20 protein-coding genes and 1 tRNA gene are annotated in these 23,525 nt (G+C 37.5%); 15 read left to right on the top strand and 6 right to left on the bottom strand.

Going from position 1 to position 23,525, the window contains the following annotated elements; all coding sequences use genetic code 11:
- Nucleotides 1-2: 2 nt before the first annotated feature.
- A tRNA-Arg gene (locus ACIQZA_RS11560) sits at nt 3-77 on the top strand.
- Nucleotides 78-522: 445 nt separating this feature from the next.
- Here the strand turns inward: ACIQZA_RS11560 and ACIQZA_RS11555 are convergent.
- A complete protein-coding gene (locus ACIQZA_RS11555; protein ID WP_142509288.1) occupies nt 523-1,137 on the bottom strand; it encodes a spore coat protein in 615 nt (204 codons plus the stop codon).
- Between the two features lie 189 nt (nt 1,138-1,326).
- On the opposite strand from ACIQZA_RS11555, the gene ACIQZA_RS11550 reads away from it, so the two are divergent.
- The 13 genes from ACIQZA_RS11550 (at nt 1,327) to eno (ending at nt 17,112) form a co-directional block, all read left to right on the top strand.
- Nucleotides 1,327-1,908, top strand: a complete 582-nt coding sequence (locus tag ACIQZA_RS11550; protein WP_142509289.1) for a LemA family protein — start codon at nt 1,327-1,329, stop codon at nt 1,906-1,908.
- Nucleotides 1,908-2,672 (top strand): TPM domain-containing protein, encoded by a 765-nt coding sequence (locus ACIQZA_RS11545; protein WP_400937759.1) that lies wholly within the window; start codon nt 1,908-1,910, stop codon nt 2,670-2,672. The genes ACIQZA_RS11550 and ACIQZA_RS11545 overlap by 1 nt, the downstream gene beginning before the upstream one ends.
- Before the next feature lie 304 nt (nt 2,673-2,976).
- On the top strand, nt 2,977-5,253 hold the full coding sequence (locus tag ACIQZA_RS11540; RefSeq protein ID WP_402881688.1) for a S9 family peptidase: 2,277 nt from the start codon (nt 2,977-2,979) through the stop codon (nt 5,251-5,253).
- Nucleotides 5,254-5,397: 144 nt separating this feature from the next.
- Nucleotides 5,398-7,674 (top strand): S9 family peptidase, encoded by a 2,277-nt coding sequence (locus tag ACIQZA_RS11535; RefSeq protein ID WP_402881686.1) that lies wholly within the window; start codon nt 5,398-5,400, stop codon nt 7,672-7,674.
- A 184-nt stretch (nt 7,675-7,858) separates the two neighbouring features.
- Nucleotides 7,859-8,095 (top strand): glutaredoxin family protein, encoded by a 237-nt coding sequence (locus ACIQZA_RS11530; protein ID WP_053485826.1) that lies wholly within the window; start codon nt 7,859-7,861, stop codon nt 8,093-8,095.
- A gap of 17 nt (nt 8,096-8,112) precedes the next feature.
- Nucleotides 8,113-8,721 carry an FMN-binding negative transcriptional regulator gene (locus ACIQZA_RS11525; protein WP_402881684.1) on the top strand — a complete coding sequence of 203 codons (609 nt, stop codon included), beginning with the start codon at nt 8,113-8,115 and terminating at the stop codon, nt 8,719-8,721.
- Nucleotides 8,722-9,152: 431 nt separating this feature from the next.
- On the top strand, nt 9,153-9,275 hold the full coding sequence (locus ACIQZA_RS11520; protein WP_255505174.1) for a hypothetical protein: 123 nt from the start codon (nt 9,153-9,155) through the stop codon (nt 9,273-9,275).
- 441 nt (nt 9,276-9,716) lie between these two features.
- Nucleotides 9,717-10,748, top strand: a complete 1,032-nt coding sequence (locus ACIQZA_RS11515) for a sugar-binding transcriptional regulator (RefSeq protein ID WP_402881682.1) — start codon at nt 9,717-9,719, stop codon at nt 10,746-10,748.
- A gap of 117 nt (nt 10,749-10,865) precedes the next feature.
- Nucleotides 10,866-11,882 (top strand): type I glyceraldehyde-3-phosphate dehydrogenase, encoded by a 1,017-nt coding sequence (gap, locus tag ACIQZA_RS11510; RefSeq protein ID WP_400937747.1) that lies wholly within the window; start codon nt 10,866-10,868, stop codon nt 11,880-11,882.
- A gap of 416 nt (nt 11,883-12,298) precedes the next feature.
- Nucleotides 12,299-13,483, top strand: a complete 1,185-nt coding sequence (locus ACIQZA_RS11505; RefSeq protein ID WP_402881679.1) for a phosphoglycerate kinase — start codon at nt 12,299-12,301, stop codon at nt 13,481-13,483.
- A gap of 38 nt (nt 13,484-13,521) precedes the next feature.
- On the top strand, nt 13,522-14,283 hold the full coding sequence (gene tpiA / locus ACIQZA_RS11500; protein WP_402881705.1) for a triose-phosphate isomerase: 762 nt from the start codon (nt 13,522-13,524) through the stop codon (nt 14,281-14,283).
- The gene (gpmI, locus tag ACIQZA_RS11495) at nt 14,276-15,817 is read left to right on the top strand and encodes a 2,3-bisphosphoglycerate-independent phosphoglycerate mutase (protein WP_402881677.1); all 1,542 of its coding nucleotides are present in this window, start codon (nt 14,276-14,278) and stop codon (nt 15,815-15,817) included. The genes tpiA and gpmI overlap by 8 nt, the downstream gene beginning before the upstream one ends.
- A gap of 2 nt (nt 15,818-15,819) precedes the next feature.
- Nucleotides 15,820-17,112: a phosphopyruvate hydratase gene (gene eno, locus ACIQZA_RS11490; protein ID WP_142509298.1), complete on the top strand. Its 1,293-nt coding sequence runs from the start codon at nt 15,820-15,822 to the stop codon at nt 17,110-17,112.
- A 333-nt stretch (nt 17,113-17,445) separates the two neighbouring features.
- Here the strand turns inward: eno and ACIQZA_RS11485 are convergent, their stop codons facing one another.
- Complete coding sequence (locus ACIQZA_RS11485) at nt 17,446-18,051, bottom strand: hypothetical protein (RefSeq protein ID WP_402881674.1); 606 nt, start codon at nt 18,049-18,051, stop codon at nt 17,446-17,448.
- Nucleotides 18,052-18,536: 485 nt separating this feature from the next.
- Between ACIQZA_RS11485 and ACIQZA_RS11480 the strand changes: the two genes are divergently transcribed.
- Nucleotides 18,537-19,049 (top strand): GNAT family N-acetyltransferase, encoded by a 513-nt coding sequence (locus ACIQZA_RS11480; RefSeq protein WP_400937736.1) that lies wholly within the window; start codon nt 18,537-18,539, stop codon nt 19,047-19,049.
- A 367-nt stretch (nt 19,050-19,416) separates the two neighbouring features.
- Here ACIQZA_RS11480 and dltD read toward each other — a convergent pair whose 3' ends face one another.
- The 4 genes from dltD to dltA form a co-directional block, all read right to left on the bottom strand.
- Nucleotides 19,417-20,592 carry a D-alanyl-lipoteichoic acid biosynthesis protein DltD gene (gene dltD / locus ACIQZA_RS11475; protein ID WP_400937734.1) on the bottom strand — a complete coding sequence of 392 codons (1,176 nt, stop codon included), beginning with the start codon at nt 20,590-20,592 and terminating at the stop codon, nt 19,417-19,419.
- Nucleotides 20,589-20,822, bottom strand: a complete 234-nt coding sequence (gene dltC, locus ACIQZA_RS11470; protein ID WP_053485840.1) for a D-alanine--poly(phosphoribitol) ligase subunit 2 — start codon at nt 20,820-20,822, stop codon at nt 20,589-20,591. The genes dltD and dltC overlap by 4 nt, the downstream gene beginning before the upstream one ends.
- Nucleotides 20,823-20,884: 62 nt before the next feature.
- Entirely contained in the window at nt 20,885-22,048 is a 1,164-nt protein-coding gene (gene dltB, locus ACIQZA_RS11465) for a D-alanyl-lipoteichoic acid biosynthesis protein DltB (RefSeq protein WP_400937730.1), read from the bottom strand.
- Entirely contained in the window at nt 22,045-23,517 is a 1,473-nt protein-coding gene (gene dltA / locus ACIQZA_RS11460) for a D-alanine--poly(phosphoribitol) ligase subunit DltA (protein WP_402881669.1), read from the bottom strand. Before dltA ends, dltB begins: the two co-directional genes overlap by 4 nt.
- Nucleotides 23,518-23,525: the final 8 nt, after the last annotated feature.

Genomic DNA, 23,525 nt, shown 5'->3' with positions numbered 1-23,525 from the left:
TTGCCCTCGTGGTGTAATGGATAACACGTAAGATTCCGGTTCTTGCACTGGGGGTTCGATTCCCTCCGAGGGCGCCATTTTACTGATTATTTGATTTACTTTTATAACTCAATTCTCCTAATAAGTAGTTTAGCAGCCTGCTTAGTGGGGAAAAGAGAAGGGAATATAATGGAAATATTGCCTAAGAGGCATTATTCCCGTATATGTTCCTTTCAAACCTTCAAAAAAGCAACAATTCCAAATTATTTTTTAGTGAACATACTGTACGTGAAGACTAGTTATACTAGTCGAAAAAAAGAATCCTATCTGAGGGGATTCTTTTTTTTTTTTGCAAATAATTAAAAATAGCACCAGGATGAATGGATAAACATTTACTCCTGGTGCTATTTTTAGTTTTTCGCATTGTTTTTATGAATGAAGTTTTTGCGGATCCACGAACGAAAGCATTTTTTATAAAAAGTTAAACAAGAGCAGCCCCTGGGTGATAGTGACCACAGAGGGGGCTGCTCTTGTTTTTTAGAATTAATGAAGGGGATTTGTTGTAGTGCTGTATGCATTAAGCATCGTTTGCATATCTTGTTGAGAAAATTGAGGTACTTGATAGTAGCCATGCATATTTTGGTATATAGATAATTCGTATGCCATTTCAATGCAGTTGGGAATACTATCTGCAATAACGCGACGAACAACAGGGTTTGTAGTTTCTGTTGCTGCTGCAGTCATACCTTTTGCCACACCTTTTTGAGCGCCAAGTAAGAAGCCAGAAATACATTCATCGCTGAGCTCATTTGCATTTTGCATTGGCTTTTTAGGTTGGCCAGGAGTCAATCCATATTTAAAATTATTTCCTGTCTCCATTTGATAGCGACCTGTAGGAACAGATGGATCATGACCTGTGTTATAAGATTCCACAATAGTGTTATACATACCTAATGTGAAATTATATTGGCGATCCAAAATACTAAGCAACTCTGTGTCCTTAACATGTGGACGTAAAACAATGGATTGATTCATACAAGCAATGATTGCACCTATTGTTTCATGCAAGTCCATTTGCTCATGTCCACCATGATTTAGGCTTTGTTGTTGATTAAACGATGTTTGGTTTGATGATTCGTTTTGAAACGATTGTGTCAAAAAAAGCGCCTCCTAAATATCATAGTTTGTTACAGTATTAAGTATGGCACGTTAGAGAAATTTCATACGGTATTAATGCATTTGCATATATGTAGAATAGGGATGTTTTTTTTGCTGCACATTAGTGGTAAGAAAAAAGAAAGGCTTATCATGGATGATAGCTAAAAGAAAGCGAAGGAGGTTTTAGAATTGAAAAAAATATTTGGACCTGTAGGAATAATCGTTATTATTTTAGTTGTATTGGCCTTACTATTTATTCCAAAATACAATAGTCTAGTAACGGCAGAGGAAAGCGTAGATTCGAAATGGGCGCAAGTTGAAAATCAGCTACAACGTCGCTACGATTTGATTCCGAACTTAGTAGAATCTGTAAAAGGTTATGCTAACCATGAGAAAGAAGTGATCGCTAGCATTACAGAGGCACGTGCACAAATGGGAAGTGCTCAAAGTCCAAAGGAACAGGCGGTTGCCAATGATGCATTAAACGGGGCACTTAGTCGATTACTAGTAGTCGTAGAAAATTATCCGAATTTAAAGGCAGATGCAAATTTCCGTCAATTAATGGATGAATTAGCTGGGACAGAAAATCGTTTAGCAGTGGCTCGAGAAGATTATAACAATGAAGTGCAGACTTTTAATAAAACGGTTAAACGTTTTCCAGGCAATCTTATTGCAGGGATGTTTGGTTTTGAACAGAAAGAATACTTTAAAGCAGCTGCGGGTGCTGAAAAGGCACCATCTATAGATTTTGGCAGTTCAGGTAAACAATAATGAAACGGTTAATATTCCAACTTGCTATTGTTAGCATCATGTTTATTCTGTCTATAAGAATGGCGGAGGCCGCAATGCCGACACCGATGAAAAATACGTATATTCATGATTTTGCTAATGTTTTATCAACATCCGTAAAGGAAGAACTCAACCACTATTCCGAGCAGCTAGACAAAGGCACAGGTGCTGAAATTATGGTCGTAACGGTAGATACTATTAACGGAGAAGAACCAAAAATGTATGCAACAAAAATGATTCGTTCATGGGGTATTGGCGATGCGCAAAAAAATAATGGTGTTTTAATTTTAGCAACGTTTGGGCAGGGCGATGGCAATAATGATGTCGTCATTGCTGTAGGCCAAGGTCTAGAAGGAGCATTACCTGATGGCAAGTTGGGGCGCATTTTAGATACAGCGTTTTATCCAAATGCAAGAGCTGGAGACATTAATAAGGCATTTAAAGCAACGTATGCAGACGTATTTCAAACTGTCGCACAGGAATACAATTGGGATGGAGAGATGCCTGAAAATACAGCTGACAATGAAGAAATGCCACCGTGGGTGATTATTTTAATCGCTATCATCGTACTTGTTATTTATACATTTATTTCTAATGGTAGAGGAGGAGGGCCTCGTTCTGGTAGACGTGGCGGTTTTCCGGGTAGTTTTCCAGGTGGATTCGGAGGTGGCGGCTCTAGGGGCGGTGGATTTGGCGGATTCGGAGGCGGCTCATCTGCTGGTGGAGGAGCAAGTCGGAAATTTTAATTTCAGATGCCAGCCTTATGTAACGTAAGTGAACCGGTAGTTACAAGTGTTTTGGTAGAGACAGATACAGAAGTCTCCCTCCTTTATAGGCGGTGGGATGAAGCTTTCGGTGGATGTCACGTAATTATGCCGAGGCACAACTGTTTATAGTAAAAAAGTGAACTCAATGCAGTTTGCTTTTTTTATTGGTTTAAAAGGGAAATATACTTAATTATTATCAATAATTGACAATGTAGATAAAATTGCTATAATTCAATTATATCGACAAACGATATAACATAAACTGATATATGGAGGAATCATTTTGAAGAAAAGATTTTTATCAGCATCATTAGCGGTTATTTTAACATCATCTGCGGTTATTCCTGTATCTATGCAGGAAGTGCGCGCTGCCAATGAAACTAGCAGTCAAGTAGAAGTAAAAGAGGAACGTCTATCTGCTAAGGAATTTTTAGATTTAACTGTAACAGCCTTAACATTCCAACATGGATCAGAGAAAATGCGTCAGCAAATCATTGATACGTGGGTAAAAGGCGAGGAATTAAAAGATTTAAGTGTCCATATTAAACGTGATGAAGCTGCACGTATTTTAGTAAGAGCTTTAAATAAAGAGGAAAAAGAAGCAACACTTGCTGAGTATCAAGAAAATGCAAATAAACTTGGCTTATTTAACGGTCTGCCAACTAGTGAAACAATTTCTAAACAAGATGCGGTTAAAATTTTAAATAACGCTAAAAATGTGAAAAATGGTGTCAGCAATAATGAAGGCGTGAAAGAAATTTCTGTCGAAGATTTCATGAAAAATCCAGGAAACGTTGGCTATGAACTTTCACCGGATGGCAATTACATAACTTTTAACGCTGCATGGGAAAACCGTAGAAACGTTTTCGTAAAAAAAATGAATGACGATAGCGAGCCAGTACGTGTATCTAGTTCAACGGATCGCGATATTGGTGGATCCTTCTGGAAAGATGATAATTTACTATATGTAAAGGATAAAGGTGGCGATGAAAACTTCCACATTTATTCAACAACATTTAATGGTAATGAAGAAAAGGATTTAACACCTTATCCGAATGTAACAGTTGGGGTATTAAGTAGCTTAAAGGGCGTTAAAGACGAAATCCTTATTATGATGAATAAAGAAGATGCAAAAGTCTTTGATGTGTACAAACTTAACCTAAAGACTGGTGAAACTACACATGTTGCGAAAAACCCTGGTAATATTACGAGCTGGATAGCAGACCGTGATGGAAATGTACGTATGGCAGTTGCTTCAGATGGTGTAGTAGGCACTGTTCTATATCGAGATTCAGAAAAAGATGAATTTAAGCCATTTATTGAAATGGAAGAAGGGGATCAAGTAACGCCACTTGCTTTCTCTAAAGACAATAAACATATTTTCGCAACTTCTAATAAAGGAAGAGACAAAGTAGAAGTAGTTAAATATGATTTAGAAGGTAAAGAAGAAGTAATTATGTCTAACTCAGAAGTAGATGTAACGGGTGTATTATATAATGCTGAGAAAGATAAAGTATTGTACGGTGCATATGTATCAGATAAGACACATTATCAATTCTTTGACGAGGACTTTGAAAAACTATTCCGTAAAATTCAACATAAATTAGGTGTTCAAGAAAGTGAATTAGGCATTAATGATTACAATAAAGAAATGACAAAATTCATTGTTAGCGTTTCTAGTGACACTGTTTACGGAAAATATTATTACTATGATTCAACAACAGATGAAATGACAGAAATGGGAACGTTAAGCCCTTGGTTAAAACAAGAGGAGCTTGCAGAAATGCATCCAATTTCATATAAGAGTCGTGACGGCTTAACGATTAACGGTTATTTAACTTTACCGAAAAACAAAGAGGCTAAAAATCTCCCACTTATCGTCAACCCTCACGGTGGTCCGTGGGCACGTGATATGTGGGGCTTTAACCCAGAGGTACAGTTACTAGCTAACCGCGGTTATGCAGTACTACAAATGAATTTCCGTTCTTCAACTGGCTATGGAAAAGAGTTTTTAGAGGCTGGTAATAAACAATGGGGTCTAAAAATCCAAGATGATATTACAGATGGCGTACAATGGGCAATCGACCAAGGGATAGCAGACCCTAAACGCATCGGAATTTACGGTGCATCCTTTGGAGGTTATGCAACTTTAGCTGGGATTACATATACTCCAGATTTATATGCTGCAGCAGTGGACTATGTAGGTGTATCTAACATCTTTACATTTTTAAATACAATCCCTCCGTATTGGGACACATTGCGTAACCAACTTTATAAGCGTGTGGGCAATCCAGAAGAAGATAAAGAGCTATTAACAGCCGCTTCACCTGTCTTCCATGTGGATAAAATTAAAACACCTTTATTTGTAGCTCAAGGTGCAAATGATCCACGTGTAAACAAAGCTGAATCTGATCAAATCGTTGAAGCATTACGTGCAAGAGGCGTTGATGTGGAATACATGGTGAAGGATAATGAAGGCCACGGTTTCCTTAATGAAGAAAACAGTATCGAATTCTACACTGCAATGCTAAAATTCTTAGACAGCCATTTAAAAAAATAAGTATGAAAGAAGACTGTGCAGGAACTAAGTTTCTCGCGCAGTCTTTTATCGTTAGGACCAATAATTGACAAATATACTGAAGTTGGTATAATTTCATTGTATTAACAATATGCATAATGCGTACTGATATAAGGAGGAATCATTTTGAAAAAAAGGTTTTTATCAGCATCATTAGCGGTTATTTTAACATCATCTGCGGTTATTCCTGTATCTATGCAGGAAGTGCGCGCTGCCAATGAAACTAGCAGTCAAGTAGAAGTAAAAGAGGAACGTCTATCTGCTAAGGGATTTTTAGATTTAACTGTAACAGCTCTAACATTCCAACATGGATCAGAGACAATGCGTCAGCAAATCATTGATACATGGGTAAAAGGCGAGGAATTAAAAGATTTAAGTGTCCATATTAAACGTGACGAAGCGGCACGTATTTTAGTAAGAGCTTTAAATAAAGAGGAAAAAGAAGCAACACTTGCTGAGTATCAAGAAAAAGCAAATAAACTTGGCTTATTTAATGGTCTGTCAACTAGTGAAACAATTTCTAAACAAGATGCGGTCAAAATTTTAAACAATGCTAAAAATGTGAAAAATGGTGTCAGCAATAATGAAGGCGTGAAAGAAATTTCCATAGAAGATTTCATGAAAAATCCAGGAAACGGCGGCTATCATCTTTCACCAGACGGAAATTACATTACTTATAAATCTGCATGGGAAAATCGTTCAAATGTGTTCGTAAAGAAAATGAATGACGATAGTGAGCCAGTACGTGTATCTAGTTCAACGGATCGCGATCTTGGTGGATCCTTCTGGAAAGATGATAATTTACTATATGTAAAGGATAAAGGTGGCGATGAAAACTTCCACATTTATTCAACAACGTTTAATGGGAATGAGGAGAAGGATTTAACGCCATATCCGAATGTAACAGTTGCGTTATTAAGTGATTTACAGGGCGTTAAAGACGAAATCCTTATTACAATGAATAAAGAAGATGCAAAAGTTTTTGATGTGTACAAGCTTAATGTGAAGACTGGAGTAACTACACATGTTGCGAAAAATCCAGGTAATATTGCAAGTTGGTTAGCAGATCATGATGGAAATGTACGTCTGGCAGTTACTTCAGATGGTGTAGAAGGAACTATCCTTTACCGTGATTCAGAGAAAGATGAATTCAAACCATTTATTGAAATGAAAGCAGGAGATGAAGTAATGCCACTTGCTTTCTCTAAAGACAATAAACATATTTTCGCGACTTCTAATAAAGGCAGAGATAAAGTAGAAGTGGTGAAATATGATTTAGAAGGTAAAGAAGAAGTAATTATGTCCAACTCAGAAGTGGATGTAATAGGTGTATTATACAGTCCTGAGAAAGATAAAGTATTATATGGTGGATATATAACAGATAAAGCACACTATCAATTCTTTGATGAAGACTTTGAAAAACTATTCCGTAAAATTCAAAACAAATTAGGTGTTCAAGAAAGTGAATTAAGCATTAATGATTACAACAAAGAAATGACAAAATTTATCGTTAACGTTTCTAGTGACACTGTTTACGGAAAATATTATTACTACGATTCAACAACTGACGAATTAAAAGAATTAGCAACGTTAGGCTCTTGGTTAAACCCAGAGGAGCTTGCAGAAATGCATCCAATTTCATATAAGAGTCGTGATGGCTTAACGATTAACGGTTATTTAACTTTACCGAAAAACAAAGAGGCTAAAAATCTGCCACTTATCGTCAATCCACACGGTGGACCATGGGGACGCGATGTATGGGGCTTTAATCCTGAGACGCAATTACTAGCAAATCGTGGTTATGCGGTACTACAAATGAATTTCCGTTCTTCAGCTGGATACGGTAAAAAGTTCCTTGAAGCTGGTAATAAGCAATGGGGTCTAAAAATTCAAGATGATATTACAGATGGCGTACAATGGGCAATCGACCAAGGTATTGCAGACCCTAAACGCATCGGAATTTATGGTGCATCCTTTGGAGGTTATGCAACATTAGCAGGTATCACTTATACACCAGATCTATATGCAGCAGCAGTTGATTATGTAGGTGTATCGAATATCTTTACACTATTAAATACAATTCCTCCATATTGGGAAACAATGCGTGAAATGCTTTATGAGCGTGTAGGGCATCCAGAAAAAGATAAGGAGCTATTAACAGCTGCTTCACCTGTCTTCCATGTGGATAAAATTAAAACACCGCTATTTGTAGCTCAAGGTGCAAATGATCCACGTGTAAATAAGGCTGAGTCCGATCAAATCGTTGAAGCATTACGTGCTAGAGGCGTTGATGTGGAATACATGCTGAAAGAAAATGAAGGCCATGGTTTCCATAATGAAGAAAACCGTATCGATTTCTACACTGCCATGCTAAAATTCTTAGATAGCCATTTAAAAAAATAAGATGAAAGTAAACTGTGCAGGGAGTACCTTGCACAGTTTTTTCTTAACTAGAGGCTCTAAAGGAATAATCCATGTATTCTAGAACTGTGCTTAGGGATAGGAGTCATTAGAGCCATTTTTTGAAGGGGACATTACACTCTCTTGTTTAATAGTTTTATAATAGCTCTTAAGGGAGGTGCTGTAATTGAACGTGAAATTTTTTAGTCGAGCTAATTGTGGACTATGTGTAGAAGGACTGCATACATTAAAGCTTGTACAGGAAGATATAGATTTCGATATAGAAATTATTAATATTGAAGAAGACGAGAGCATACATGAAAAGTATATGTTGATGATTCCGGTAGTAGAAAAAGATGGGCAAGTGATACAATACGGCAATTTGGATTACGCAACACTTATGGAGCATTTGTGTAGCGAATAACAAAGGGGGATTTGCTTATGTACATACCAGCGGCTTTTAAAATGAAGGATGTTTCAGAGATGATAGAAGTGATTCAGGAAAACAGTTTTGCAACACTCTTTTCGACTCATGAAGGAATGTCCTTTGCTACACATCTTCCGTTATTGTTGAATGACACAAAAGATTATTTAATTGGGCATTTTGCAAAAGGGAATCCTCAATGGAAAGATATTGAGAACCAAAAGGTTTTAGCAATATTTCATGGGCCACATTGCTACATATCTCCCTCATGGTATGAAACAAATCATGCTGTCCCAACATGGAATTATATAGCAGTACATGTTTATGGAGAAATCGAACTTATGGAAAACGATGATGAATTAATGAACTCCTTTAACAACATGATTAATGAATATGAACATCATACCAGCACATATAGCCTTACTCAGGTAGATGAGCAGCTTGTAAGTAACCTAAATAAAGGAGTTCAGGGCTTTAAATTAAAAATCTTAAGTATGGAAGGTAAGAAAAAGTTAAGTCAGAATCATTCTAATGAAAGACAGCATTTAGTGATTCAAAAATTAGAAGAAATCGAACATACAAATGAGCAGCAAATCGCTCGTTTAATGAAGCAAAACAATAAGTGAATCTTAAAAACTCCGCATTTTTTCTGCTATGTATATGGCGGTGAAGAAAGAGAGCAATTTTTTTGCTTCTTTTAGCGTGCTTCCAAACATCCACTGAAAAGAGGAATAGGCTAAGAACGCTACGTCTTATGGCAATTTATCTGTGTGAAAGCGTAGCGGCAACAAAACACACAACTGAGGACCCACATCGAAATAATTGATAGTTACTTTACTCGAATTTTTAGCGGTAATAACCACAATTCACAAATTGTTCAATGAAAGCGTTTAGAAATTGAACAGTTTGTGAAGACCTTCACATTAGGCTTTATTTTTAAAAAAATAGGAGTAGAATAAGAATCAGTAAGAGATTGTTATAAAACAGTTTATCGGAGATATCACATTTTTAGTGGTTGTTATATTACAAAAACATATAGTTGAAGGGAGATTTTACAATGTGGGTTATTACAGTATTTGAGAAAAAGGACGTTCGTATTTTTGAATACACAAATAAAAGTGAAGCAACAAAAGCTTTAGGCGGATTTAAGAAAAACGCAATTTTATCTTTCACAAAATAAGCTAACAAAAAACTCGTAGCCATGACAATGTGGTTACGAGTTTTTTTGTTAATAGAAACTAAACACTGATTAATCAGACTCACTACCATAACGTGGGGGTGATTTCCGTTCCTGCTGGGCGCTTTGTTGCTGCCGCTACGCTTTCGCACAGAGCAAAGCTTCCGAAGGGGTCCGATGAGCCGCTTCGCTCGCTCCGGGGTCTCGGGCCAACACAATTGAAGGCGTTATCACATGACGTGATGATTTTAGCGTAAAAAAATTTTTATAAGCCTTAGTGCATCCACATTTAGGTCACTATGCTTAAATTACTTTTCAATGCCAAAACATAACATTTACTTGCTCTTTATTTTAAAGCGTATTATAATGAAATTGTAAGTGGGACATAATTTTAAGTGGTGGGACAAAAAATAACCCATAACTATTATAAAGGGAGTAGATTATATGTTTTCTGTACCTGAGGCGCAGCAAAGGCTACTTCCAGAAATGTATCCGCTTCTGCAATCAAGATATCGTATTTTGCAAACAGTTCAGCTTATGCAGCCAATTGGGCGTCGTACACTTGCTGATTCACTTAAAATGACTGAACGAGAAATTCGTAAAGGAACGGATATTTTACGTGAGCAAGGGTTAATAGATTCTCAAAAGTCGGGTATGGTATGTACAGACGAAGGTAATGTAGTTATTGATAAGCTTCGAGCACTCGTCTATGAATGGTCTGGCATTACACAGCTAGCTAAATTACTGAAAAACCATTTTGGCTTACAGCATGTAATTGTTGTTCCAGGTGATTACAATGAGGACGATACGATATTAACATTGCTTGGAAAAGAGGCAGCACAACAATTTATATCAACAACCTTTGATGGTCAAATAGTAGCTGTTACTGGTGGCAAGTCGGTTGCATCACTCGCGCAATTTTTACATCCAGCTGATGCAAACAACATTACATTTGTTGCTGCTCGTGGAGGTATTGGGCATGAAATGCAAATGCAAGCCAATACACTTGTCTCAACATTTGCCATGCAGATGGATGCACAGTATCGCACATTATTTTTACCAGAGCATTTAAGTGAGCAGGCCTATCAAGCAATGTTAACAGAGCCAATGGTAACTGAAATGATGAATTATTATGATCGTGCAGATTGTGTTATTCATGGTATTGGTTCGGCAGAAGAAATGGCAGTTCGTCGTAACTCATCGCCTGAGGATTTACAGATACTCGAAGAAAAGGGTGCAGTAAGTGAAGCATTTGGTTATTATTTCAATGCAGAAGGCGAAATTGTACATCGAATTCGAACAATCGGTATACAGTTTGAACAAGTGCAAAGAAGTAAGCAAGTCATTGCAGTTGCTGCTGGTAAACAAAAAGTGAAGGCAATGCTATCGTACTTTAAGGTAGCACCAAAGCAAACCATTTTTATAACGGATGAAGTAGCCGCAAAAGCTATAGCTGAAGGTTTACCTTCTTTATAAATTACTCAAATTTCGGCGGGTGCTACAACACTCTCTGAATGAGAATAGGGCCAATTGTGGATATTATAAATGTCCGAGGCAAAATAAATTATTTAAACATTATTGGAGGAATTGACAATGGCATTAAAATTAGCTATTAATGGATTTGGACGTATTGGACGATTAGTATTTCGTGAAGCAATGAAGCACGATGAATTTGAAGTGGTTGCAGTAAATGACCTAACAGATGCAGGCCAGCTTGCACACTTATTAACTTATGATTCAGTACACGGTATCTACGATGCTGATGTTTATGCAGACGGCGATTCTTTCGTAGTAAATGGAAAAAACATTAAAGTTTATGCTGAAAAAGATCCTGCAAATTTACCTTGGGGTGAACTAGGTGTTGATGTAGTACTTGAATGTACAGGTAGATTCCGCTCAATGGAAGAAGTAGGTAAGCATATTCAAGCAGGTGCTAAAAAAGCTATTCTTTCAGCTCCAGCGAAGGGCGAAATGCCAACGTTTGTAATGGGGGTTAACCATGAGGATTATAACCCTGAAACAGATGATGTTATTTCAAACGCTTCTTGTACAACGAACTGTCTAGCGCCAGTTGCAAAAATACTTGATGAAAAATTTGGTATTGAGCGCGGTATGATGACGACAATTCACTCATATACAAACGATCAACGTATCCTTGACTTCCCGCACTCTGACCCACGTCGCGCACGTGCTGGTGCAGTGTCAATGATTCCAACAACAACAGGTGCAGCAGTTGCAGTTTCAAAAGTATTACCTCACTTAAAAGGTAAACTAGATGGCTTCTCTATGCGTGTACCAACACCGAACGTTTCATGTGTTGACTTAGTAGTGGAGCTAAAAGCAGAAGTAACGAAAGAAGCCATTAATGCTGCATTAAAAGAAGCTTCAGAAAATGAGCTTAAAGGTATTTTAGGCTACAACGAACTACCATTAGTTTCAATTGACTACAATGGTAACCATAACTCTTCAACTGTAGATGGTCTTTCTACAATGGTATTAGAAAATAGTATGGTAAAAGTTCTTGCATGGTATGATAACGAAATTGGTTACTCTACTCGTTTAATGGACTTAGCTTTATATATCGCAGAAAAAGGATTAAACACTAAATAAGTGACATAATTCGATAACTAAAGTAAAAAGTGTGACACAATACCGCTTTTTGCGCACAAAAAGTATAGCCTTTATAATATCTTAAAGATATAATGTACAAGGGTAATGGGAGTGAGGGAATTTACCCTTACTCCTTTTTTATACGAAATATAAGGCAGATACGTGACTGGTTATGTAATTGCAAGACATAGAACGTGACTTTTGCTACTATAAAAGCAAGTAAAAGGGTACTTCACCATAACGTGGGTTGATTTCCGTTCCAAGCGTTTTTTTTGAAAATGCTTATTAAACAAAATTAATCCTATGTGATGATGGATCAACTATTTTTATCTAATACAGTTAAGTGAATCATGTGAGGAGCCAAGATGGGTGAATCCAGGTAATTCATGACTAAAAACTTTGAAGGGGGTTTCTTCATGTTAAATAAGAAGACGATGAAAGATATTGATGTAAAAGGTAAGCGCGTATTTGTACGTGTTGATTTTAATGTACCGATGGCAGAAGGTGCGATTACTGACGAAACACGTATTCGAGCAGCAATTCCTACAATTGAGTATTTAGTGGAACAAGGTGCCAAAGTAATTTTAGCTTCTCACTTAGGACGTCCAAAGGGTGAAGTGAAAGAGGATATGCGCCTAACTGCAGTAGGTGTACGTTTAGCAGAATTAATGGGTAAACCTGTTACTAAATTAGATGAGTCAATTGGTCAAGAGGTTGAAGAAGCTGTTGCAAATATGCAAAATGGTGACATTATTCTTCTTGAAAATGTTCGCTTCCACGCTGGCGAAGAGAAAAATGATCCAGCATTAGCAGAGCAATTTGCAAAATTAGCAGACGTTTATGTCAATGATGCGTTCGGTGCAGCTCACCGTGCACACGCGTCAACTGAAGGAATTACTAAGTATGTACCAGCAGTATCTGGTTACCTTATGCAAAAGGAATTAGATGTGCTAGGTAAAGCATTATCTAACCCTGAGCGTCCATTTACAGCCATTATCGGTGGTGCCAAAGTTAAAGACAAAATTGGTGTGATTGAAAGCTTATTAGAAAAAGTAGACCATCTAATTATTGGTGGTGGCTTATCATTCACATTCATTAAAGCGCAAGGTTATGATATCGGTAAATCTTTATTAGAAGAAGATAAAATTGATTTAGCAAAATCCTTTATTGAAAAAGCAAAGGCAAAAGGCGTGCAATTACATATGCCAATCGATGCCGTAGTCGCAAGCGAATTTTCAAAAGATGCTGAAACACAAATTGTAGATGTAAACGCTATTCCAGCTGACTGGATGGGCTTAGATATTGGTCCGAAAACAGCTGCTAAATATGCAGAAGTTATTAAAAATTCTAAATTAATCATTTGGAATGGACCAATGGGTGTTTTTGAAATGGATAAATTCGCGAATGGTACAAAAACTGTAGCTGACGCTATGGCGACAACAACTGGTTATACTGTGATCGGTGGCGGGGATTCTGCAGCGGCAGTAGAAAAGTTTGAAGTTGCCGATAAAATGGACCATATTTCTACAGGTGGTGGTGCATCACTGGAATTAATGGAAGGGAAAGAGCTTCCTGGAATTGTGGCATTAAACGATAAATAAATCATTAACGTGGAATAAAAACATAGGAGGCAAGAATGATGCGTAAACCAATTATTGCAGGTAACTGGAAAATGTATAAAACATTTGAAGAGGCTATTCAGTTTGTTGATTCGGTACAGGACAAACTTCCTTCAAATGATAAAGTAGACGCTGTTGTTTGTGCACCAGCACTTTACCTACCTACGCTTGTGCAAGTTGCTAGTGAATCTGAGCTAGCAATTGGTGCACAAACGATGCATTATGAAAACGAAGGTGCATTCACTGGAGAAATTAGTCCAGCTCAGCTAGCAAGTGTGGAAGTAGACTATGTTATTTTAGGACACTCTGAACGACGTGAATATTATAACGAAACAGATGAAGCCATCCATAAAAAGGTTGCTGCAGCACTAGCGTATAATATCGTACCAATTATTTGCTGTGGAGAAACGCTTGAGGAACGTGAAGCGGGGACTACTGAGCAAAAGGTTGCTCATCAAATTACAGCAGCACTTGCTGGATTTGGCGCACAAGAAGTGGAGCATATGGTGATCGCCTATGAACCTATTTGGGCAATCGGTACAGGTAAAACAGCTACAGCAGAAGATGCTAACCAAGTATGTGGAGCAATTCGTGCAGTAGTGAAGGAATTATATAATGCTGAAACGGCCAATGCTGTACGAATTCAATACGGTGGTAGCGTAAAACCTGAGAACATTCAGGAATTATTATTAAAAGAGCATATCGATGGCGCTTTAGTTGGTGGAGCAAGTTTACAACCAGAATCATATTTGAAATTATTGGAGGCGGCAGCAAATGCCTAAAAAGCCAGTAGCATTAATTATTCTAGATGGCTTTGCATTTCGCGACGAAACTTTCGGAAATGCAGTAGCTCAAGCAAACAAACCTAACTTCGATCGTTTTTGGAATGAGTTCCCGCATTCAACATTAACTGCAGCTGGTGAAGCGGTGGGGTTACCTCAAGGTCAAATGGGGAACTCTGAAGTTGGACATCTAAATATAGGTGCTGGACGTATTGTCTACCAAAGCTTAACACGCTTAAACAAATCTATTCGTGAGGGAGATTTCTATACGAATAAAGCATTTTTGGATGCCATAGCACATGCTAAAGCTCATCAATCTAAGCTTCATATTATGGGCTTACTTTCAGATGGTGGCGTACATAGCCATTATGAGCATATGTTTGCACTATTAAAGCTTGCAAAACAACAAGGCTTAGACAAAGTCTTTGTACATGGTTTCTTAGATGGTCGTGATGTTGGACCATCAACAGCTTTAGGCTATATTGAAGAAACTGAAAAACAAATGAAGGACATTGGCGTAGGTCAATTCGCTTCTATTCATGGTCGTTATTATGCAATGGATCGTGATAAACGCTGGGATCGTGTAGCCCTTACGTATAATGTACTAGTAGATGGTGTTGGTCAAACAGCTGACAGCGCAGCAAAGGGCGTAGCTGCATCATATGAACGCGATGTAACAGATGAGTTTGTTATTCCATTTAGCGTTCAAGAGCATAGGGAAGCCGTGGCAACAATTGACGATAATGACGCTGTTATTTTCTTCAACTTCCGCCCTGACCGTGCAATTCAGCTGTCTAAAGTGTTTACAAATAGTGAATTTGATGGCTTTGCTTTATCAGATAAGCAGCCAAAGAATTTAAAATTTGTATCATTTACACACTACAGTGATGAAGTACACGCTCAAGTTGCGTATGAAAACGATAACTTAAAAAATACGATTGGTGAAGTGTTAGCTTCTAATGGCAAAACACAACTTCGTATTGCAGAAACAGAAAAGTATCCGCATGTTACATTCTTTATGAGTGGTGGTCGTGAGGAGAAATTTGAAGGAGAAGAGCGTATTTTAATTGCATCTCCAAAAGTTGCAACATATGATTTAAAACCTGAAATGAGTGCTTATGAAGTAACAGAAGCATTACTTGCAGAGATTGCGGCTGATAAATTTGATGGCATTATTCTTAATTTCGCTAACCCTGATATGGTTGGGCATAGCGGAATGTTAGAGCCAACCATCAAGGCCATTGAAACAGTCGATGAATGTCTTGGTAAAGTAGTAGATGCACTCCTTGCAAAAGGTGGCGCAGCTATTATTACAGCTGACCATGGTAACTCTGATGAAGTTCTTACTTTAGAAGGGGCTCCAATGACAGCTCATACAACAAACCCTGTTCCAGTAATTGTGACAAAAGCAAATTTAATGTTAAGAAATGGTGGTATTTTAGCCGATTTGGCGCCAACCATGTTAGAATTATTAGAGGTGTCACAACCTTCTGAAATGACAGGTCAATCATTAATTGAAAAAGAGGAGAATTAATTATGCCATTTATTACACAAATTTATGCGCGCGAAGTTTTAGACTCACGTGGGAATCCAACGGTAGAAGTTGAAGTATTTACAGAATCAGGTGCTTTTGGACGCTCAATCGTACCATCAGGTGCATCTACAGGTGAATATGAGGCAGTAGAATTACGCGACGGTGACAAATCTCGTTACCTAGGCAAAGGTGTATTAAAAGCAGTTGAAAATGTAAACACAATTATTGCTCAAGAGCTAGAAGGTAATTACTCAGTTCTTGATCAAGTAGTCATCGACAAAGCTTTAATCGAGCTAGATGGCACAGAAAACAAAGGTAAACTAGGTGCCAACGCCATTCTAGGTGTATCAATGGCAGTTGCACATGCTGCGGCAGATTACTTAGATGTACCTCTTTATCAATATCTTGGTGGGTTTAACTCAAAACAACTACCAGTACCAATGATGAACATCATAAATGGTGGCGCTCACGCTGACAACAACGTAGACATTCAAGAATTCATGGTAATGCCTGTAGGAGCAGAATCATTCCGTCATGCATTACGTATGGGTGCTGAAATCTTCCACAGCTTAAAAGCAGTACTTAAAGCTAAAGGCTATAATACGGCTGTAGGTGACGAAGGTGGTTTCGCACCAAACCTTGGTTCTAACGAAGAAGCCATTACTGTAATTTTAGAAGCAATCGAAAAAGCTGGCTATAAACCAGGTGAAGAAGTAAAACTTGCAATGGACGTTGCTTCATCTGAATTATTCAATAAAGAAGATGGCAAATATCACTTAGACGGTGAAGGTGTTGTTAAAACTTCTGAAGAAATGGTTGGATGGTATGAAGAGCTAACAAACAAATACCCAATCATCTCAATTGAAGATGGCTTAGACGAAAATGACTGGGCTGGACACAAATTATTAACAGATCGTATCGGCGCTCGCGTACAATTAGTAGGTGACGATTTATTCGTAACAAATACGCAAAAATTAGCTGCTGGTATTGAGCAAGGTGTTGGTAATGCGATCCTTATCAAAGTAAACCAAATCGGTACGTTAACAGAAACATTTGAAGCGATCGAAATGGCAAAACGCGCTGGTTACACAGCAGTTATCTCTCACCGTTCTGGTGAATCTGAAGATGCAACAATTGCTGATATCGCAGTTGCTACAAACGCTGGTCAAATTAAAACAGGTGCTCCATCTCGTACAGACCGCGTAGCTAAATACAACCAACTTCTTCGCATTGAAGATCAACTTGGTGCAACAGCTGAGTACCTTGGTTTAAAATCATTCTATAACTTAAAATAAGCTATTACTAAGTAGCTTTACTGGTATCGCCTCAAAGGTATTTACATACTTTTGAGGCGATTTTTTTGGTGGTTGGGTGAATATGGGGCAGTTTTTGGCAAAGAGATCGGGTAACGTGGGAACTACTCAGGTAGGGAGAAAAAGTAATCGGGTACCCATAAGAACTACTCGAGTAGGAGAAGTGATCGGGTAACCTGGAAAAGTGCTCGTATACCCCAGAGAACTGCTCGGGTAGGAGCCGGGTTTCCTGGGCTGCTCAGGTAAGATGAAATCCCCTGCTAAAAGTTACCTTTGAAATCTAAAGAAAAACCATTCAAATTAACAAAGATCCAGTTACTTGTTATGAATTTTTAATTTCAATAAATATACAAGATGGTCATCATTTATCATTTTTTTTACTTCATTCTCGTTCTGTAAGTCGTATGTTCGTATAGAGTTTCCATTTGATTCTCTGTATACACCTAGTAAATAAGTTTCGTTCAATTTTAATTTTACTGTTTCATCCCCAATTGCATAATCCCATCCACTAATACTACCAGCAGCTTGAATTTTGTCGATTTTTATAGGGTTTGCTTTAACACTTGGTCCATAAAGAAAAGCAAAAGATTCATCATCAGTATTTATTATCCCAAACCCTATATTGCCTTCTTCTACTTTGTTTGGACTTTGCCCATATGATAGTGCCATTAAGGAATTAGACTCCAATTGCCCATCTTTGTAACTTTCCACCCAAAGATCAACCCAACTTTTATCGGCATTATTTAATTTAAAATGAAAGTCTTGTGCTATGCCTAAATTTAAATCTTTGAAAGTACTCACATATTTAGAATCGGTGTTAATTGAAATAGTCGCTAATGCTGTATCTTTTTGATTAGTGCAACCTGAAAGAAATAACAAAAACAGTGTTGATAGGATACTAATAAAATACTTATTTCTCAATAAACGAAACCGCCTTTCAAGAATTTACTGCCTTTATTAAAAAAGGCAACGTGCTTTATAGAGGGCTCACCACCAAAAGTTGTGGATGACTTTTGTTAAAACGTCTACTATGTAAATAGTTGATTGGAGTGGAGACTGGGCGATTCCTCGGGAATCAGCGATAGAGGAAAGCATCACATCCTGTGATAACGCCTTCGTGACCAACATCGTGTTGGCCCGAGACCCTGCAGCGTAGCGGATGTTTTCTGTGCGAAAGCGAAGCGGCAGCAACAAAGCGCCCAATCGGAACGGAAATCAACCACACGTTTTGGTAATCATCCTTATAGAGTATTATTCGACAAATCTTGTAAAAAGACCTTGTAATGCTTTAATGGCATAAATACACTTATTGAAAGCTATGCAAGTGCATTTATGCCATTATTATATGTTTAAATAGTAAAACATAAATTATATATAGGGAAAACAATACTGAAAGGAGAATTACGATGAAAATTTTTGAAACAGAACGACTTACCCTTCGTCTACAAACAACAGATGATGCCGATTTTATCCTTGAGTTAATGAATGACCCTTCATGGTTGCAGTTCATTGGTGATCGCGGTGTGAAAACAGTGGAGGAGGCATGTGAATATATAGTAAATGGACCACTTCGTATGTATGAGCAATTTGGTTTTTGTTTTTATTTAGTTGAAAGAAAAGACGATCAAATCCCCCTTGGAATTTGTGGTTTTGTTAAAAGGGAGTCGCTAGAAGATGTGGATATTGGGTTCGCTTTTCTGCCTAAGTATTGGGGAAAAGGATACGCCTATGAAGCGGCTTCAGCAACAATGGCATATGGTTTAGATATACTAGGGTTAAATCGTATTGTAGCTATCACAACCCAAGATAATGAGGCTTCAGCTAAGTTACTAGAAAAAATAGGCTTGAAGTTTGAAAGATTAGTCCAATTTTCCAATGATGCTGAAGAACTTAGACTTTTTTCATTTAACTTCTTTTAGCAAATGTGTTATGGAGCGACAGGTGAGAATTCTCTATCTTTAGAGGTGGTTAAATGAATGGGATTATTTCAGCGGGTCACCAAACATCCGCTGAACTCTAGAAACTCAGTCTAAAAACGCCACATCCTGTGGTCACGAAGGCGTTATCACAGAACGTGATAGTTTTAGCCTTCGTTCCTCTATTTGCTTCAGGGTCTCATCTGTGACGCTATTCATTTCAGATAAGAATAACCCTTCCTCAATCAATTTTTAAGGAAGGGTTGAAAATGGAAGTTGTAGAGTGAATGCCCTCAAAGATAATCTACATAAAAAAGAGACAGTCTTTAGTGAGTAACACTTTAGACTGTCTCTGCTTTCGTTAAGTGATTTATTTCTGTGCCCAATATTTGTCTAGCTCTTGATCTAGATAGACCCAGCCCTTCCATGCAATATGAATCGTATCCATAATGAAATAAGGATCATAGTCATGGCTTGAGAAATCAACAAATGGAACACCATTATCAGTCAATATCTGGTTCATTTTTGCGTAATATTTATCACGGCGATCCGCAGGATATTCAGTGTAGTCATACCAATGACCATTTACTGGAATAGAGATGAATAGAGGCTTTGCACCAGCATCTTTTAAAATATCAATGACAAGCTGTAAATCCTCATATTCGGGTGAAGTCGTGTAATCTTCGCTTTTTCGGAATCCTTTAAACCTATCAAGATTAGAATTTTTAAGTCGCTTATAAAACTTGTTTTCAATCATTAAATCATTGGAAACACGCTTTTCGCCATATTTTTCGGCATTTTGTAGTTGTTGCTCAAATGTTTGGTCCGCAACTAGTTTGTCATTGTTCTTTAACTTACTCCCCTCTCGAGGGAAGAGCGAGTAATACAAATCTTTTTTCTCTAAAAGTGCCTTTTGGAAATGGCCAGCTAACATTGCAAGTCGCCCGATGATTGGTTTTTCCTTCCCACCAGATAATTTATATTCATAAATTGTTCTTAGCAGGTCATCGCGGTTTACTGTATCAAAATCAAGCAGGCGTTTCATTCCTCGATTTCGAAGATCTTCGTCAATGTCTTTATTGTATGCTAAATCATAAGCATGCAACATCGAATAGTTAGGAGAGAAGTGTAATTCATTCATGCCCTTTTTCGTAAACCATTGAGGGGAAATGATGAAAACAATTTTCTTATCCTTTAAATTCTTTTCCTGTGCAGCAAAATTTAAAAAGTGTGTAATAGACTGCATTCCACCACGCCCGACCATAAATGTCGTATACGGAGCATTTGTAGCACGAGTATAGTTATAAGGGTGGAAAGGATCAAAACGATTTAATTCTGAGGAGCCATATAAAGGCATAGTATTAGGCTCCTGCAACATTCGCTCTTGGAAATACATCCCTTGGAACACTAACGGAGACATACTCGTCTTTGCTTGCTCTACATCTTCATCTGAAATCCAAGCTTTTATCCAGGAATTAGGGAAGAATATCAAGGCAGCAAAAAGAGCAAAAGCAATTAATAATGATAGAAAGCCTTTCTTAATCATTGTCTTTCAGCTAATTCCGCAGCAATACGATTTGGCGTGTTCCATTCCTCACGGTTGAAATCAGTAATTGGCACTGAGATATTAAAGCGGCTTTCAATTTCCACTAATAAATTAATTGTACCGAATGAATCAAGAAGTCCTTCTTCAAATAAATCGATATCTGGATTTTCTAAAATGATATCGTCCTCACATAATTCTACTAGCATTTCTAAAACTTGTTGTTTATCCATATTATAAATCTCCTTTATTGTTTAGGCTGCGTTATTCATAAAAATATGAACAGAGCCATTAATTAAAATAATGTTCCTGAAAAAATATAGAAACCAAAGCAAATGGCATTAAACGTAATAAATACGCCGATTGCATGCGTCCATTTATTTTTTGGCCAAATCTTGCGCTTTTTATTCCAACGTTCAAATTTATCGAAGCAGATAATTAACAAGGCATGGTAGAGACCGTAGACAACAAAGTGCAATTCTAATCCGTGCCAAATACCCATTAAAAAGAACAGTAAAAAGAAGCCAAGATAAGAAACTGTATATTTGTTTTTAATCCATTTTTTCTTCGTCATCCAAAGTACGAAGCGCATATAAACATAATCCCTGAACCAAAATGAAAGACTCATATGCCAACGGTTCCAGAAGTCTTTAATATTGCGACTCGAGAATGGACGGTTAAAGTTAATTGGCGTTTGAACACCCATAATGCGACTGACACCAACTGCAAAAGCACTATACCCTGCAAAATCGAAAAATAGATAAAAACTATACATATACATATACGCTATTTGCCCTTGAAAAGGTGTCAAATAGTTATACGTTTGATTTGGTAAATAAATAAGTGTGTAATTGTATATTAAATAAGCCAAAATAAATTTATATAAAAAGCCTAAAAATATACAATTGATCCCGCTTAATAGCAGCTTTTGATAATCTTGTCCAGATGGCACTGTGTGCATATCTTTATAAAAGCGTCGCCAACGATCAATAGGTCCCGAAGTTATTGTTGGGAAGAACAGTAAGAAATAAGCAAGCTCAACTACTGAAATTTTATCCTTAATTAAGCCATCACGAGTTTCTAAAATCATTTGTACCGATTTAAAGGTAATATAGGATACCCCTAAAAATCCAAATAAATTATTAAGGCCAAGCATAGGCAGAACCTTCACAAGTACAAGTGGCAAAATAGACAGCAGTACAGCAATTACGAATACGGACGTGCTATTCTTCTGTAAGCGATATTTTTGGTAACCGACAATTAATAGTAACTGAAATACTGTAAATAGTATAAGAGAAGTTGAGCCATTAAGGGAGTTACCAAAAATAAGAGCTAACACGACAATCGAAATAAAGATATTATAGCGTTTAGCTGATTTCCCACGTAGTCCTAAAATAATGGATGGCATTAATAAAATACCAATGATGATGAAGAAAAATATATTTCCATAAGCCGTCATACTGTTTCCATAACCGCCAATCCTTTACGATCAACTTTACCGTTAGTATTTAAAGGTAAAGTGTCAATGTATTTGAACGTTTTCGGAATCATATAAGATGGTAAATACTCCGCTAACAATGCTTTAAGCTGCTTCGTCATTTTGAAGGCAGAGTCTGTCAATGGTTCTCGTAGAACAACAAACGCACTTAGTGAAACAATTTCATCATCTTTTGAAATAGGTATAACAACACAGCTAGCAACAGCTGGAAGATTGCCGATTTGCTTTTCAATTTCCTCGATTTCTAAACGATAACCGTGTAGTTTCACCTGGAAATCTTTTCGTCCTGAAAAGAACAGATAGCCATCTTTTTCATAACCAACGTCCCCAGTTTTATAAATACGTTGATCCCCTATTGTAGGAAACGCTTTAAGTGTTAAATCAGGTGCCCCAAGATAACCTGCACTTACAGTCGGTCCAGAAATAATAATCTCGCCATCTTCTTGCAAGGATAGATTAGGCTCAGATAGAGGAGCGATTGGTAATTGGTCAAATTGCTCCAGAAGCTCCTTTGTTACTTCCACATAAGATACGGCAACCGTTGTTTCTGTAGGACCGTATAAGTTAAAAATAGAAGCTTGTGGGAAGCGCTGCATTAATTCTTTCGATACGGATACTGGTAAAACCTCTCCGCAGAATAAAAATGTATTTAAAGTAGGCATTAACGCCTGATCCCATTCTTTGTTCATTAAGCAGATCTTCGCAAAGGAAGGTGTAGAAGTCCAAACGCGAATATCAGATGAAGCTAATGACTCAAATAACGCTTTTGGATTAGCAATTTGCTCCTGCTTAATAGCGTAAAGTGTTTGCCCACTAACGAGTGCAGGATATAAATCCATTACCGATAAATCAAAGGAATAAGGTGCTTGGTTTAGAAACACGCCAGATTCCTGTAAAGGGAAATGCTCATGCATCCAATCAACAAAATGTGCTAAATTATCAGCTGTAATTTGAACACCTTTTGGCTTACCAGTAGAACCAGATGTGTAAATAATATAATGAATTTCTTGATCCTTAACCCAAGTTGAAGGCTCTGTTGAAATGCTAGTAGCTTGAGCCACTAGATCACTTACTTCCACTACAGGAACTGATTGATTCGCGTTTAATGTTTCAGTTTTTAGTAGTAAACAAGCCTGAGAAGCTTCTATTATAATTTGTAACCTTTCAGACGGTGTAGAAGAGTCAACCGGTACATATGGATGACCTGCCTTTACAGCTCCTAAAAAGGCAACGATTTGTAAAGGGGACATATGCCCGTAGACGACGATAGGTTGTTGTCTTTTCAAATCAAGAGCCATTAAATATTGCGCTACACAATCAGAAAGATGCCAAAGCTCACCATACGTTAAGGCATCACTATTGGTTTGATATGCAGTTCGATGTGGATGCTGTTGTGCCACTTTTTGAATAGCCTCTAAAATACTTAACATAGTTTATA

Origin of the sequence: Lysinibacillus sp. NPDC096382 (genome assembly GCF_044762845.1) — a bacterium.
In the GTDB taxonomy this organism is placed as follows: Bacteria; Bacillota; Bacilli; order Bacillales_A; family Planococcaceae; genus Lysinibacillus.
Note: the sequence above shows the minus strand (reverse complement) of the source record. Positions and strands in the feature narration are given on the sequence as shown.